Below are 16,136 nucleotides of genomic sequence, written 5' to 3' on the forward strand. Positions count from 1 at the left end.
TATGGTTCCAACTCCATATTCAAGCTTTACATTTTATTCAAATCTCGATATATCTCATCAAGCAGAATCATCATCTCTTCCCTCTTCACCCCTCTACAAACCCCTTCTGCAACAGCCGGCTTTAAACGATCCCATAATCGTTGTTTGAATGCTTCATCTGCTATAGGGAATGCATTCGGCTCAATAATCACACCTTGTTTACGATTGATCTGTACATATCCCCCTTGCTTCAGCAGTTGATATGCTTTATTTACAGTGTGCAAATTAACCCCCAAATCAACAGCAAGCGTACGAACGGATGGGAGAGCCTCGCCCTTTTGGAGCTGTCCTTTTGCAATGCCTTCAATAACTGCCTCAGAAATTTGCGTATAGATCGGTGTTTCCGATTGAAGATCAATAGCTAGCAGCAACTCGGTTCACCTCATTTCCATTACTCTAAACTATTCGTTCTATCTGTTATATTCATAATATAACAGATAGAACGAATATACAATACCTTTTCACATATATCTTATTTTTTTACATTTTATTTGATTCTTCTACGCAACTTCCGATAGGATCCTGTCGTTTAACCATATGTCGAGTGTTTATAATCGAAATTATTTTAGATTCATGAGGAGAGTTTAGATGAAGCGATACTTAAAACTTCTTACAGCGAGTGTAGCTGTACTTAGCATTACTGCAGTACCATTATTCCAAACTGGCGACTTTGCTCGCTCCGCAACGGCTTATGCTCAAACATCAGTTCAGCAGCAGAAACAAACGTCAGCACTTACTGGGAATGATCGATTCCAATTTACAAGAAACAGTACCGCGATCACTGTGAATGGTGTTCCAACATCGTCCGACGAAGCACTTACAGTCGTTAAAGGGACAACCTATGTACAATTCAAAACAATCGCTTTGCTGTATGGATATCAAGTAAGCTATGACAGCAAGACAAAGCAATCTATTGCTAAAAGCGGTAATCAAAGCATTGCATTCAAGCAAGGAGACAGCGCTGTTACCGTCAATGGCAAGCGAGTTAGTGCTGGAGGAACAGCTTTTACTAGCAATGGCAACTTGATGGTTCCTATTCGTGCATGGGCAAATGCAACTGGAAGCACGCTTGAAGTCAAAGGCGGTTACTTATCCTTAGCATTCAACACCCTTCCTAAAGCGAACTTCTCTATCAATGAGCGCAGTATTATTGCTGGAGAAACTGCCGTTACGATCAAAGATCAGGCAACAGCAACTGGAAACAACCGTATTATCGATGAGAAATGGGAAGGCTTAAAAGACGTCTATGCAGAGCCTGGTCAATATACAATCTCTCGCCGTGTTATGGATAGCCGCGGAGTTTGGAGCGAGCCATTCACGGTCACGATTACAGTAGAGAAGCCCAATGTTCCACCAGTCGCTAATTTTAGTACGGATAAATCGACATACAAAATTGGTGAACCCGTTTATTACTCCAATATAAGCACAGATGAAGATGGTCGAATTATTCGTAATACTTGGACAGGCAATGATCCTGCATTCTTCACAGCAGGGACTCATACTGTGAAGCTTGAGGTTCAAGATGATAAAGGCGCTGTTTCATCCGTCGAGAAACAAATTACAGTGACTAGTGAAGTGATGTATACGAGAGATCAATTTTATCTAAACTTTGCTGCACAAGGAGATAAAATTCCAATTGATCCTTCATTCTCACTAAGACTGCCTTCTATAAAATACGATATCGTATCTGAGGACATCACTTCTGTACGAACAAATAGCCCTGAACAGCTATTAGGAGCAGCAATCGACTACTCTGATACCATTTCTGGGGCGGTTCGCTTTAATATTCATAAGCAAAACATTGCTGAAGTACCATTAGAGCTGCATCTTGTTGCAACCAATGACGGCGATAAGCCGACTACTGTAACGACGAATCGTTTTGCATTCGCAGGACCAGTCACGCATGTTTCAACTGCTGGTAAAACAGCAGCAGGACGCTTCCTTGAAGCTTTGATCGCTCCACTTGATCCTAAGACAGTTACACTTCAACCAGGTGAAAGCGTAGAATTAATGACGAATGTACCTGCTATTACTCCTCTAAAAACATTAACCATTTTCGGAGAGTACTACAGCCCGTCACCAATCCGTTATTCATTAGTAGTGACTGAAAGAAATGGTGATGGCATTGCATCGCTTGACACATTGTCACAAAGCGAGCATGATGGCAAGCATATTCGCGGTACTTTTAAAGGCGGAAACCGCGACATCGTTGTCAATAAAGTTCTCGGTGAAAATGGTGGAGAGAAAATTGTATTAGGGGACAAGCCTCAAGAGCATGACACGCTTCTTACAGGTATTGATGCTGTTACAGGAAATGAAATTACGAACTATGGCAATGGTGGTACCCTATATAATATGACATTAAGCATTGCTCCGAACTCAGCTGTATTGCTTAACCCACGCGGCGGTCATTATGGTGGAGCTTTTATCGTGAATGATGTGGTCGTGCCGATGACTAGCAACAGTATTTTAAGAGGGCAAAATGAAGCTGGCTTCCTTTATCGCAGTGGAAATTTCCAGGAGACTATTAATATCAAATACATTGTAGCTCCAGGAAGCAATATGCCGCTTCACCTCATGGTTGTTCCCGTTCCGTCATTGGAAGAAGAAAAAGTGGTTGTTACCGCTCCGGACGAAACGACGGAAGAATCTGCATTAGAAGACGGAAGTGACATTGAGCAAGTTCAAACTCAATAAATGTTATCTAATCGTCGCTAAATAAAATAGAGCTGGTGAAGTTCCCTTTAAGTCAAGGGATGACCTCATCAGCTCTTTTCTATATGTTATGTTCTATAATGAATATATATCTTCAAGTATACTTTTTATCGTTGCAAGCTCAATCCTCGCATCTTTTGCTTCTTTTGTATCAACTGCAGCTCTTAAACGATTAATACTTTCATGCAGACGCTCATATTCCCCTTCATCCCCGATCAATTGCACCTTCCATTGATGCTTTTTATAAACTCGTTGAAAATGATCCAGCTGAACGGTTAATGTCTCCCAGTCCTCATCCAGTAAATATTGCTCGACATGATTAATTTCCTGCTTAAAATCCTGATTGCCTGTTACATGGCCACAGCCTGTTAATATTACAAAACCTACAACTATAACGATTAGCTTTCTATGCAAGCTTCTCCGCCTCCTCATTCTCTGAATATTATGTCTTATAAATCCCCATAATAAGCAAAACTTATTCGAACTACCAAGGAGCCCGTACATATGCCAGAGTATTTGTTAATCTTGATTCGTTCCATTATGGCTTTTTTTATTTTGCTCCTATTAACGCGCATAATGGGAAAGAAACAACTGTCACAATTAACCTTCTTTGATTACATCGTAGGGATTACGATCGGTTCCATTGCAGCTACAATGTCTGTTGACCAGAACATCAAAATATCTAACGGTGTGATCTCCTTAATTGTGTGGGGATTGATTCCAATTTTGCTTGCCTATTTAGGTTTGAAATCAAGAACCTTCTTACAGTTTACAGATGGAAAGCCATCCATCGTTATTAAAGAAGGTCAAGTGCTTGAGGAAGAACTGAAAAAAAATCAGCTGGCTATTGAAGAATTAATGATGATGCTTCGTGAACAAGGAGTTTTCAAAATTGACGATGTTGAAATGGCTATTTTTGAAACAAATGGTGAGCTGAGCATTATGAAGAAAACAGAAGCTGAACCTCTTACAGCAAGCTTATTAGGGATGAAGATAAACAAGGAACATGCTCCATCGCTATTAATTGTAGATGGTCATATCCTTCATGAAAATCTTGGCCTACTTAATCTAGACAAGCAATGGCTCACCAAAGAAATAAAAAAACAAGGCGCTTATGATGAAAAAGACGTTTTCATCGCTCAGATCGATTCTAACAAGCAACTATATGTTGATTTGTATCAGGATAGTCGCAAGCCGCATTGACCGTGGAAGATAGACAATAGCGAGCAGATATTGTGTGGAGTTGGTAATTCCAATGCCACTCCTTTGGTCTTCTGACGTTACCCACCACCAGTATCATTATCCTTCCTGCAATTGCTGAGCAAGCTTTAGCCGCTGACAGCGAACAACCAGTTGATCAACTTTCTGACTGATTTCCAGTAGTTCCTTATCATCAGCTAATGGGATGGATTGCTGCAACAGCCGCAATCCTAGTTCGTTTAATTTTTTCCGTTCCGCTTCCAGTTCTCTTTCTATCTCGTTCATTTATCGGCCCTCCATCTAAGAGCTGCTCAACCTCAGCCACTACTACTACTTATAAAATACATAAATGGTACTAAAACTATAATTCTTTCAACATTATATATTCACCATATAGAAGAGGCGAATGAAGTGTACCTGCAAACTTGCATGCTATTGAAAAGAAGCACATAGTAACGCTCATGCAACATTCCTACCATTCACATGATACTCAATCACGTACCAAACTGCAATAGTCTACATGATACGCTTTTACGTAATAAACAGTTGAAGAGTAGGGATGGAAATTGACTAAAAAGATTGTAATAAAAATAGGCGACCTATTAATCAAACATGATATCAGTCTTCGTGAACTATCCCGACTTACTGATGTTCGTCATGCTGCACTGAGTGAATTGATCAACTACAAACGGCAGAATATAAACTTTGGTCATATTGAGAGAATTGCTGAAGCTTTAAATATTGAAGATATTCGAGAAATTATTGATTTTAAAAATGTAGAGGATGATTGAAGGCTGCCCTTTAAGGGTGGTCTTCATTTTAGTCAACTCCTATTTTCACGGCTTTTAATACGCGACAACACTAAAAGGGGAAAAGAAAGACCTTAAGGGTTGTCGTCCTCAAGGTCTTTGAATTATACGTCGAATTATTAAGTCAATAGTTATGTTTCCCGCTGTGACGCTCAAATACCCCATCTATATCATACTCCATAACCAGAAAATTGATTTTGAATGATTCAGGCGTCATCATTTCCAGCATCACTTTTTCCATTAGCGGAAATGTGCGGCGATTCAAAATTTGTTCTAGAGCTTAATAATTTCATCCCATTTTTTCTTTAGTTCATCGTATCCTTCTTCTGGTGTCATTCTACCGAAACCTACTGCCTGAGATATTTTCATCCACTCATCCGTCCAAGCTCCATATCCTTTAGGACGGCTGGAGAAAGCTTGCGCTTCTGGGGCTGTTTTTGAAATAATATCGACTTGCGCTAGGTCCGCTTCGGACAAAGAGGATTCCAAATCTTTTAATACTTCGCTTGAAACAGGCACACCACGTACCAAACCTAGTGTTTGGCCTGCGCTCAAATCGTTGATGAACCAATTAATTAGAGATTTTGCAGCTTCCAGATTAGCTGTATCCTTGCTAATGGTAAAAAATTGAGATGGAAGCAAGAATCCGCCGGATTCTAAAGCATGCGGTACAAGCGTCATTGCATATTGTCCAGGATTTACACTGTCAAAAGCCGGGAATCCTGCAGCATAATCGCGTTGGATCAAAATAGTGCCATTTAAAAAGTTGTCCAGCATCGGATCGTATTGCTTATGACCAGCTGTCACATCAGCCGGCGGAACAATGCCTTCATCACGCAGTTGCGCAAACAGTTCATTAAATTGAATATAGGTTTCTTTGTCTATAGAGAACTGCCCGTCCGGCGTATGAAGAAATCCTTTGCCATAAGCAAGTTGGTAAATTTCATATTTATCAGATTCAGTTGTTCCCGTAGCGATCGACAAATCTTGCATCACATATTTACCAGCTTCAAGCTTAGGCTTGATGTCTCTTGCAATGGCAACCCACTCGTCCCATGAGTAGCCCTCATCTGGAACCGTTACTCCTAGCTTGTCCAAAGCAGTCTTATTGTACATAAACGTAATCGTATTAGTGCCGATCGGAATACCGTATTGCTTTCCATTGACCTTGCCGGCAGACAATAATTTTTCATCGATGTTGGAGGTATCGATAATATCCGATATTTCTGCGAGCTGATCGCGCATCGCATAATCCATTAGATTACCTGTGTCGATTTGCATAATATCCGGCAATTTGCGAGCTGCCGACAGCGTTGCCAGCTTAGTGAAATACGTATCAAATCCCATGTAATCCGGTTCAAACACGACATTACTATTGCTTTCAGCGTACATATCAAGCGCTTTCAATGTTGCATCATGTCTTGCTTGAGAACCTGCCCATGTAACGCCAAGCGTTACTTTTGAATTGTCGTTATTCCCGTCGTTGGCCCCATTATTTGGATTTGTTGAGCCTGACGATCCACATGCCGCGATAAAAAGCATCATACATAATACCGTAACAGACAATGTTGCGATTTTTGATTTCCGCATGTAAAGCAACCCCTTTTACTTGATGTAATTTAATTTATCTTACATTGCTCATTATAGGAAATCGGTCGTCAATCTGTAATGAGATAAATCAACAAATGTTTACACATAATAACAATATTCCCAATCAAACGCGGGGCTTCTGCAAATCTGTAGGATTAACACCTGTTATCTTTTTGAATTGACTGCTGAAATACGGTATATTCGTATACCCCACCTTCTCAGCTATTTCATAAATATACAATTTCCCTTCAATAATCATCTGTTTTGCTTTTTCCATTCTCACACGGGTCACATATTGATTGAAGCTCTCTCCAGTGACATTGCGGAAAATCTGACCCAAATAATTTTTGGATAGCTGCAACTCGTCTGCCAGTTGTTTGATTGTTATATTGTTGGAATAATTCTCATGGACAAATCGAATCATAAAATTTGTCATTTGCCGATGCTTGCTATTGTCCCCCACTTGCAGGCCATCAAGTAATTGCTCAACCGTTTGTAGGAGCCACTCCCGCAATGAGGCAGGGTTATAAGGCGCGGTCATTTCTTCCGCAGGGCTGAATCTGGCAACGATGCGGTCAAGCTCAATACCAATATCATAAAGCGAATAAGCCATAATGGACCACAAATTGTTCGACCATGAACGAAGTCCACTTGCATTGTATTGCTCCTCTGGCTTCAAGTCATTAACATATGCGGTAATAATTCGCCGTGCTTCGTCAATATGGCCATGACGGACTGCTTCCGCCAATTCATGATAAAAGGGGATCGAGGCCGGAGGGCCCGAGATGGAATTCCCATTATCCTCTGGCTCCTTGCTTTGAAACAGACTGGCGAAGGCATCTGGAATGCGCTTCCAGCTTTCAACGACTTCCCCCGCTTCTACCTTCAGTTGAAGCTTGAGCTGTTTCTTGAGATACGTTTCGAGCCTGTCACATAACTGGACTGCATCCTCCTGAAATTGTTCAACTGTGCCCTCCGACGGCAATCGATGAAGCAAGATAACAAATCTTCTACTATGCAGTTCAATATATTCGTAATCGCTTGTTACTTCATTGACCATTTCACATACGACATTCTGTATAACGAATCGAATCATATTGCGCTCGCGATCAAGCTTGTCCCATAGGTCATTGTTTCCGACCTCAATGCCTGCCAGAACATGACGCTGTACCGTCCAGTCCGCAAGCTTGCTCTGAATATCGGGGATAGTCTCGAGTACGGCGTTATTGCCTGTTACGAACGCAGTAAGCCACTCCCTGACCACATAAGGCTTATAGAGCTCCAGTTGGTTTTGCAGCATTGTATAATGCTGTGCGCTTTGCTCCTCCTCATCCAGACGCTCCATTACTCGCTCAATCACTTTTCGCAGACTTTCCAAAGAGATCGGCTTTGACAAATAATCGTCCACTTGTAATCTCATCGCTTGTCTGGCATATTCAAAATCGGTATAGCCGCTCAATATAATAAATTTGCCTTTAAAGCCTTCATTTCGTAATTGTTCGATCATAACCAGTCCATTCATAACTGGCATATTAATATCCGTGAGGACGATATCCGGGCTGCATTCATGGATGACTTCTATTCCCTCGCGGCCATCAATGGCTTCTCCCACCCACTCCAAATGAAAATCAGACCACGGAATGGCATATTTCATTCCATCAAGCAAGCTGCGGTCATCGTCAATAATGACAATCGATCTGTTCATCGCTTCTCCTCCCTCTGATCTGGCGCCTCGACCCACGGAAAACGCAATATTACTTGCGTACCGCCTTCAGGTCGATTTTTGATTTCAATCCCATCATCCGATCCAAAAAAAGCCTGCATGCGCTCTCTAACATTGCGAATGCCGTAACCCCCTCTTGTTTTGGATTGAAGCTGTTGATCCGGAGAGGGCAGACCATGTCCATCATCACTGATCGTAATCTGCAATGCTTCATTAATCCATGCGCATTGAATGTGTATGTGTCCATATTCCCGCCCGTGAAATCCATGGCGAATGCAATTTTCTACAAATGGCTGCAGCGTTAGCTTGGGCACCAGACAATCCGGCATGTTCTCGTCGAGTTCGATCTCATATCGAATCCGGTTATCAAGCCGAATTTGCTGAATTTGCATGTAGCATTCAATGTGCTCCAGTTCTTCTTGCAAGTGTATCCATGATTCCCCGTGCGATAATCCAATTCTCAACATTTTCCCCGTTAACTCCAGCACCGTGCTCATCTTGGCATTGCCATCCTTAATCGCCATCCAGTTGAGCTGGTCCAATGTATTGTATAGGAAATGAGGATTAATCATCGCCTGCAAAGCGCTTATTTCCGCTTCCTTCTGCTTGCCGTATTGCACCTTCAACGATTGATACAGCTCTTCGATTTTCTGCAAATGTTTGTTATAACCATGAAAAATCTGACCAAATTCATTCGAGTAATCACTAGGCAATAGATTGTTGGACTCCCGTACAGGGAAGCGGTTCATGGCGCGCAGCAGAAGAAAAATCGGTTCAGTAATTTTGCGATTAATAACCAAACTGAACAGGACAAGCACGCCGAATGACGCTACACCAACAATTAAAAGCAGCTTGGCCATCCGATTGCTTCCGGCGACAAGATCATCCCATGGCGTAAACTCGATAAGCAGCCAATCGGAGCCTGCAACATAAGTCCAGACAACAAGAAACTGGGACGGGAATTGCTGATGTCCGTTACGCGCTGATTTCATATCGGTAATAGATGACAAATACGGCTCCGCATCTATCTCTCCGGTTCTAGTAATCATTCTATTCCCGTAATCAAGCAGCAGCCGCTGCGCCTGACTTTCATCCCCCTCCATCAGCTCCCTAATTTCACTGGCAAGCATATTAATCACGACAACGCCCTTATAATCTCCAGCAGTCGAATAAATTTTTCTCGCAAAGCTGACAACCGTCACCTCGCCGATATAGCTGTTTGATTGATGCTCGCCGATCCATGCAAAGTCCGACTTCTCAATATTCGGATACCACTCATTGTCTTTCAATTGAGATAAAGGCATAAAACGCACTAATTCCTGTTCGCCGCTTGTATGTGGATCGTCGACATACAGTTCAATTGTAAAAATGGAAGGCGTGCTGAACGTCAATGTGTTCAACGAAGCCACTACATTGCGCACGGCCAGAAGATTTTCATAAGGCTCATTCACACCAGAAAGCAGATCCAACAAATCATGATTGCGTACAACAGATAATGAGACCGATTCGATGGAGGCAAATTGTGCGCCAAGCTTCTCGCTTAAGCCGTTGAGCAAGCGCTCTTGATAGGAAGTTGTCGTGCGAATAATCTCCTTAACGGAGAAATAATAGCTGCTCCCGATTGCAACAGCAAAAAGGAGCAAGGCAAAAATTGACATGCTCCATAAATATAGCTTGCGAATATGAAATCGTTTGAACATCCAGTTGATCACGCCATACCCTCCTGACGGTGTGCATATGACTTGGCTTCTGTCTAGTCTTTAGCCTTTCAAGCCGGTCGTTGCAACTCCATCCACAATATAACGCTGAGTAAAGAAAAATACAAGTGTACCTGGCACGACCGACAATAATGCCATTGCGAACAACTGTCCCCAAGGCGTTGCAGATTGGGAGTCGACAAACAGCTTGAGCGCCAAACCGACCGTATAGTTGTCAATGGATTTGATATAAATCATGTGTCCAAAGAAATCATCCCAGTTCCACAAGAAGCAGAAGATCGACACCGTTACAAGGGCCGGTCCAAGCAGCGGAACGATGATCCGGTAATAAATTTCAAATGTGCTGCAGCCATCCATTTTTGCCGCCTCGTCCAGTTCCTTCGGAATTCCGCGAATAAATTGGACGAGCAAAAAGACGAAAAATGATCCTCCAATTCCCCCGGCCAAAGCATGCGGAACGATAAACGGCAAGTACGAATCGATCCAGCCAAAGAAATCAAACATAACATATTGCGGCACAATTGTAACCTGATTTGGAAGCATCAGCGTAGTAAGCACGATCGCAAACCAAAACTTTTTGAGCGGAAATTCAAGTCTGGCAAATCCGAAGGCGACCAGACTGCAAGAAATGATCGAAGTAACGAGTACCGAGATGATGAGAAACGCTGTATTGGCATAAAAAACAGTAAATGGATAATTGGTTATCGCTGTCCAGCCGTAAATAAAATTGTCCAGCGTCGGCTGCAACGGTATAATATTGGATGACGTCAACTCCGATACAGGCTTAAATGCTGCGCCAAACCACCAGAAGACAGGATACACCATCACGAAACAAAGCGCTATGAGAAATATATGCGCCATAATCCGTTTGCTCTTGACTTGTCTCATAACGTTAACCTCCCTCCGTTTCATAATGCACCCATAATTTGGATGTCGCAAATATAAACGCTGTCGCCAAACCTATCAATACTAGCAAAATCCAGGCCAAAGCCGAGGCATACCCCATCTGAAACTGCGCAAAAGCTTTATCAAATAAATAAAGGGCATACATATAGGTGCTTTCAACCGGTCCGCCTTTCGTAATAATAAAGGCTTGCGTAAACATTTGGAACGACCCGATCGTTTGAAGGACCAGATTAAACAAAATAATTGGCGAAAGAAGCGGCAGAGTAATATTGAAAAACGTTCTGATTTTGCCGGCGCCGTCAACAGCCGCCGCTTCATAGTATTCACCGGGAATTTGCTTCAAGCCGGCCAGAAATATAACCATGGACGATCCGAATTGCCATACCGCCAATAAAATCAATGTGCCTAGAGCGGTTTCAGGAAGAGCTATCCAGTTTTTCCCCTCTATGCTAAAGTAAGCTAAAATTTGATTGATCAAACCGTTTGTTCCAAATATATTGCTCCACAGTATCGCTACAGCCACGCTTGCTCCAATGAGCGAAGGAAAATAGATGACCGTTCTATATATATACATGCCTCGCAGCTTCATATTCAGCACCATAGCAAGCAGAAGAGCAACAATCAGCTTTAAAGGAACCGATATGAGGACAAACAGCAATGTTGCCCGCAAGGAATTAATAAATGAGCTATCATCCGTAAATATTTTTGAATAATTCGCTATTCCGACTGGGCGGGCCGGCTCCAGCAATGAATAATCGGTGAAAGAAAAATAAATGGATTGAATCATCGGCCAAAGGGTCAGCAGAAGAAAGCCGATAACAAACGGCGATATAAACAGATAACCTTCAATGGAAGGACGTAATTGATATCTCCTGATGCGTGAATTAGTATTGTTCAACTAGCTCTCCTCCTTTCAATTGTCCGTTCTGCCATCAATGAGCCTTGTTTCGTCACCTCGGCTCCATGGTGTCTCGTAGGAAGGTCGATTTACATAACGACGCATCGTTATCGTTAACCGGGTTCCGGCGCCTTTGCCCAAATCTACACGCAGCCATTCGCTGAATACATCATGAGTAGACTGGATTGCCCCTTGTTCATCTACCTTCATCACTTGTTCAAATTGGTGCTCTCGGAAGCCACCCGCTTGGATGATGACTGCCTTATCGTTTTGTTGGTCTGTATTGACAAGCCGCAAGGTCACCTGCGTATCGGTCAATTGCTCGACAAGCGCGCTTAGGCCTGGCGGCAAGCCCGGCCGCTGCACTGTCGCATCAAAGTAACGGACCCTTGCATGCTGCAAGCCGCCATGCGATATGTGCATCGGAGCTCCCATTGTCAACTGAAGCAGTCCTTCAGGATAAACTGGACACATTTCCTGCCATTTGTGAATACTAGATAAGTCCTCCAAACTGAAGCCGTCGCTTACCCAATTACGAGGGTCTCCTTCAGGCGATCTCATCTTCTCTAGCTGGATGCGCACAAGCTCGCAATTCGCTCGAAGAATACGTTCCGGATACGTTGGATCCATACCGCGAATGTATTGAAACCAAGGAACTGTATTGGCAATGTAATGCTTCGTTTCCTTGCCTGTATTCGGATTGCGTCCGGATACGGTCGGAATTTCGATCTCGGTATAGACCGGTTCAGGATCCATTCGATCGAATCGCTCCACATCCTGTTCATCCATGGAAACCGTCCACAAATAAATAGGATAAACAGGGTTAGGGCGTTTAAAGTCTGTCCAGCCGCTATCAAAATGCTTATGCGGCACGACATAGTAACCGTCCTTTTTTTGTCGTAGATTCCAGTTGATGTCGAGCTGCTGTCTGGCCATATCGAGCCATGACATATTACCGGTCATTAGCACCGCATTCATTACAGCATTTGTTACAGGCTCGATTATTGTAAAGAAGCCGTGGGACCAGCGCCAGCCATAGTAGCCTCCCCACCATTTTCCATCGTTGTATTCGCCGATTTCACCGTTCAATCCAACGTTGTCAGGCATAATTCCGTCGTTTTGCTTCGCACGATCCCGCCATGCTCCTACATACTCCTCCAGCCAGCTCATTAGCGACTGATCGCCACTGTACATATAGGCATGCGCAATCAGGCTGGTTGCATTCAAGTTAAGCGGCACATCGCCTTTGGCCATACGTTGATTCATCTTGTCAATGATTTCTTTATACACATTGTCATCTGACCACGGGCATTTGCCTGTTGTTATATCGATGCCTTTCAAATCCTCGAAGGGTGCGAGGTAATTATCCAGAATGCCGCGATGCGTCATCCAGTCCTCTTCCGTCATCGTAAAGCGCGGACCGCGGCTCCCCGTAATTGGAGAACGAATCAGCTTATGCACCGGATCATAGTTGTCGGCCTCCGCGTCTTCCCCTGTATAGAAACCGGCAAATCGTCTTGCGCGTTGGCGATCCTTCAAGCTGTCGGGATTGGCAAGTCCCAGGAAATAGAAAAACAAATACCCTTCCCCGTGATGCATCCAATCGTAATAAGCGTCAAATTCCCGGTGAATTTGGCCATATTCCGTCCACTGCCATGTAATACCATCCCAAACCTTGCGAGCATCGTCATATAACTCGCTTTTTCCGCCCAGAACATACAGTAGTGCCAAATTCATAAATCCTTCATAGGGATCATCCGATCCGTCCATCCCCGGCCAGCTTGACCTCCACAGCAAGGTTCCGTCAGCCATTACGTAACGCTGAACGAACTCAGATGCTGCGTCGTTCAGCATTCCGATCAGCTGCTGCTGAAGCAAGGCCCATTCTGGCGTCTCGCAAGATTCGTTGATTGCAATTGTTGGTATCGTCACCGCAGGAGTTTCCTTCATGTTGTTGCCCCCTTCATTGACACTCGATTAATATTTTCATGACACTGCTTCCACTTTCCATCTGACGGAAGCCTTCAGCCAGTTGATCCAGCGGATAGACCGTGCTGATTATCGTATCCAAAGGCAGTTTGCCGGATGCGGCCAGTTCCACTGCCGCGCTGAAATCCTCTCGTTCATACACACGAGCTCCGCTCATCTCGAGCTCTCTCCAGAAAAACTTATGCAAATCCACAGGAACCGGCTTATTGAAAATGCCAACTACAACAATTCTCCCTCTTGTACGAGGCAATCGGGTCATGAGTTCTGCTCCGGCAGTTGATGAAGTCACTTCAAATACAACATCGCAGCCTGCCCCGCCAGTCGCTTCCTCTACATAAGCGACAACATCCCGCTCTAGCGGATTAATAACGTTGAGCCCCATATTTTCCAGCAATTCAAGTCGATGCGGGTTAATTTCAGATACTAGCACTTCTGCGCCGGAAGCTTTCGCAACGAGTGCAATCAGTGTGCCGATTGGACCTCCGCCCAATATTACGACATAGTCTCCCTTGGCTACCTTCCCTCTCCGAACATCGTGACAAGCAACTGCAAGCGGCTCAATCAGCGCTCCATGCTTCAAACTCAAGTTATCCGGCAACGGCACAATCGTTTCAACAGGTACTGTCCAATACTTCTGGAAGGCGCCTGGCGTCTCTATCCCCATAAACTTAAGCTTGTGGCAAATATGCCTGTGCCCTGCGTCGCATGCCGGACAATTGTCGCATGGCTGTAGCGGCATTACCGTTACCCGGTCGCCTTCCTTGATAGACCCGCAATTCGGCCCAACCATATCCACCACTCCGGATAGCTCATGGCCCATAATGTGCGGAAATGAAACTCTATGATCCATATGACCATGATAAATGTGCAAGTCGGTCCCGCATATTCCAGCATAAGATACGGCTATCCGAACTTCCCCGGGTAGTGGCTCCATCGCCGGCGCATCGCCTGAGCGAAGTCGTTGATTTCCTTCATAATAAACGGCCTTAGTCATCTATATTTCTCCCCTTTGCTGGTTAAAGTTGTTCTATTATTGTCATACTGTCTTTGATCTCTTTCATTATAGAAAGATTAGACATGTGAAAAAAGGAGAGAGATTACGGAAACTTTTCAGTTTTTAAGAATTTGTTGTTACACTCGGCAATAACAACCAGAACCACATCACATATCGAGCTTTCAATCGCTAATTCTTTACCATCACAGGTTGTCAGGCTATTACCCACACAAGGCCTTTAGACGAAGGTTAACTGGTCTTGCAGCCCGATTCATTCGGCACTGGATTAGGGTAAAAAAATGACCTTGTGGACTATCGCCCCAAGGTCAATTACTGTTATTTTCTATAGATAACAAATTCTTTACTTGAAATAATAACTAAAAATAATCTTCAAGTTCAATATTTTGCAGGAAGTAAGGTAGTTGCAATCTTGTAAATTCACTAATTGGTTTAACAGTGCGAGCACAATGTCTCGGGAATCCTCCAAGTAATACAAGGTCTCAGGTGTTGTATTCGGCGCTGCTCCGCTCGCTCCTGCTACTGGCTCCCAGTCCGTGCTTTCATCGGCACTTTGCTAACTCACTTATCATCATGCTGCTTATAGTAGAAAAAAAACATAATAGCGGCAATAATGACTACAATAGCGATTAAACCCGATTTATTTACGTTTTCAAAACCTATTCGATAAATAATGTATATTCCGACCAAAATCAAATTCATCATGATTAAAGAAAAAACGACCATTTTTTTGTTCATGTTGGAGAACAATGCAAATCGAAAAGCTGCTAAAACATTGACAATAAACCAGACAACTATAAGAGTTATCACTTGCTCCATTTTCACCTCCTTAATAGTCACCTTTTTTATCGTAAGCCCCCGTTGCCATCATAAAATTAAGTACTGCTTCATTAATGGCATCGATATCTTTCTTAGATAAATTATGAGTTAACTCCCCATTTTTGTAACTGTATACCAAGGAGCCATTACTAACCATTTCGTTTATAAGCGTAGAAGCAAATAGTGCTTATGACCAGTTGAATCTATTCCGCATAGTTGCAAAAAAATAACTTCTACTTCCTCACTATTTATAGTCGGTGCTTCTATCTAAATAGGTACGACAAGTGACCTGTTCATCCCCTCATTCATTCGGCACTGGTGAGGATAAAAGAAAAACCTTGAGGATTGCCGCCCCCCAAGGTCTTTGAATCATTCATCAAATTTGTTGATCCAATACATCGACTTTTCTGTACTAGACAAGGATTTAAGTAAATCTAATGTTTCTTGCTTTTTCTGTTTAAGTTCATCTTGTAGCTTTTCGGGAGCTATATCTCGTATATCCTCCAACATACAGCATTCTTCGAACAACTCGATTATTTCCTTATTCGCATTGTTTTTTTCCAAAAGTTGTGCTACATAAGGACGATAAAGATACGCATATGCATCTTCAAATGTTAACGCCCCTTCAAGCAAGGAATCAAGCATGCCAAGATTTAATATACATAAAAACCTTTGGATTTCGTCTGAATGCTTCAATTCTATTTGTAAATTCAATGTA

The 16,136-nt window shown here is 43.1% G+C and carries 15 protein-coding genes; 3 read left to right on the forward strand and 12 right to left on the reverse strand.

All coding sequences use genetic code 11. From position 1 onward, the window contains the following. Positions 1-26: 26 nt before the first annotated feature. The gene (locus tag ACFP56_RS08875; protein ID WP_379233479.1) at positions 27-410 is read right to left on the reverse strand and encodes a GntR family transcriptional regulator; all 384 of its coding nucleotides are present in this window, start codon (positions 408-410) and stop codon (positions 27-29) included. 217 nt (positions 411-627) lie between these two features. On the opposite strand from ACFP56_RS08875, the gene ACFP56_RS08880 reads away from it, so the two are divergent. After that, a complete protein-coding gene (locus ACFP56_RS08880) occupies positions 628-2,736 on the forward strand; it encodes a stalk domain-containing protein (RefSeq protein WP_379233481.1) in 2,109 nt (702 codons plus the stop codon). A 93-nt stretch (positions 2,737-2,829) separates the two neighbouring features. Here the strand turns inward: ACFP56_RS08880 and ACFP56_RS08885 are convergent, their stop codons facing one another. Continuing rightward, entirely contained in the window at positions 2,830-3,168 is a 339-nt protein-coding gene (locus ACFP56_RS08885) for a DUF4363 family protein (protein ID WP_379233484.1), read from the reverse strand. Between the two features lie 90 nt (positions 3,169-3,258). Between ACFP56_RS08885 and ACFP56_RS08890 the strand changes: the two genes are divergently transcribed. After that, positions 3,259-3,957 (forward strand): DUF421 domain-containing protein, encoded by a 699-nt coding sequence (locus tag ACFP56_RS08890; RefSeq protein WP_379233486.1) that lies wholly within the window; start codon positions 3,259-3,261, stop codon positions 3,955-3,957. Positions 3,958-4,053: 96 nt separating this feature from the next. Here ACFP56_RS08890 and ACFP56_RS08895 read toward each other — a convergent pair whose 3' ends face one another. Beyond that, on the reverse strand, positions 4,054-4,239 hold the full coding sequence (locus tag ACFP56_RS08895) for an aspartyl-phosphate phosphatase Spo0E family protein (RefSeq protein WP_379233488.1): 186 nt from the start codon (positions 4,237-4,239) through the stop codon (positions 4,054-4,056). Between the two features lie 281 nt (positions 4,240-4,520). Here ACFP56_RS08895 and ACFP56_RS08900 point away from each other — a divergent pair, with 281 nt between their 5' ends. After that, entirely contained in the window at positions 4,521-4,745 is a 225-nt protein-coding gene (locus tag ACFP56_RS08900) for a helix-turn-helix domain-containing protein (protein WP_379233490.1), read from the forward strand. Positions 4,746-5,036: 291 nt separating this feature from the next. Here ACFP56_RS08900 and ACFP56_RS08905 read toward each other — a convergent pair whose 3' ends face one another. The 9 genes from ACFP56_RS08905 to ACFP56_RS08945 form a co-directional block, all read right to left on the reverse strand. After that, positions 5,037-6,353, reverse strand: a complete 1,317-nt coding sequence (locus ACFP56_RS08905; protein WP_379233492.1) for an ABC transporter substrate-binding protein — start codon at positions 6,351-6,353, stop codon at positions 5,037-5,039. Positions 6,354-6,477: 124 nt separating this feature from the next. Further along, entirely contained in the window at positions 6,478-8,058 is a 1,581-nt protein-coding gene (locus ACFP56_RS08910; protein WP_379233494.1) for a response regulator transcription factor, read from the reverse strand. Continuing rightward, positions 8,055-9,788 carry a sensor histidine kinase gene (locus ACFP56_RS08915; protein ID WP_379233496.1) on the reverse strand — a complete coding sequence of 578 codons (1,734 nt, stop codon included), beginning with the start codon at positions 9,786-9,788 and terminating at the stop codon, positions 8,055-8,057. The genes ACFP56_RS08910 and ACFP56_RS08915 overlap by 4 nt, the downstream gene beginning before the upstream one ends. Positions 9,789-9,836: 48 nt before the next feature. Continuing rightward, on the reverse strand, positions 9,837-10,682 hold the full coding sequence (locus tag ACFP56_RS08920; RefSeq protein ID WP_379233498.1) for a carbohydrate ABC transporter permease: 846 nt from the start codon (positions 10,680-10,682) through the stop codon (positions 9,837-9,839). Positions 10,683-10,686: 4 nt separating this feature from the next. Then, positions 10,687-11,598: a carbohydrate ABC transporter permease gene (locus tag ACFP56_RS08925; RefSeq protein ID WP_379233501.1), complete on the reverse strand. Its 912-nt coding sequence runs from the start codon at positions 11,596-11,598 to the stop codon at positions 10,687-10,689. A 15-nt stretch (positions 11,599-11,613) separates the two neighbouring features. After that, entirely contained in the window at positions 11,614-13,548 is a 1,935-nt protein-coding gene (locus ACFP56_RS08930) for a hypothetical protein (protein ID WP_379233503.1), read from the reverse strand. Between the two features lie 13 nt (positions 13,549-13,561). Then, entirely contained in the window at positions 13,562-14,581 is a 1,020-nt protein-coding gene (locus ACFP56_RS08935; protein WP_379233505.1) for a zinc-dependent alcohol dehydrogenase, read from the reverse strand. A gap of 579 nt (positions 14,582-15,160) precedes the next feature. After that, the gene (locus tag ACFP56_RS08940) at positions 15,161-15,418 is read right to left on the reverse strand and encodes a hypothetical protein (RefSeq protein WP_379233507.1); all 258 of its coding nucleotides are present in this window, start codon (positions 15,416-15,418) and stop codon (positions 15,161-15,163) included. Positions 15,419-15,787: 369 nt separating this feature from the next. After that, the gene (locus ACFP56_RS08945; protein ID WP_379233509.1) at positions 15,788-16,132 is read right to left on the reverse strand and encodes a DUF3969 family protein; all 345 of its coding nucleotides are present in this window, start codon (positions 16,130-16,132) and stop codon (positions 15,788-15,790) included. Positions 16,133-16,136 lie beyond the last annotated feature (4 nt).

Source organism: Paenibacillus septentrionalis (assembly GCF_042659865.1).
GTDB lineage: Bacteria > Bacillota > Bacilli > Paenibacillales > Paenibacillaceae > Pristimantibacillus > Pristimantibacillus septentrionalis.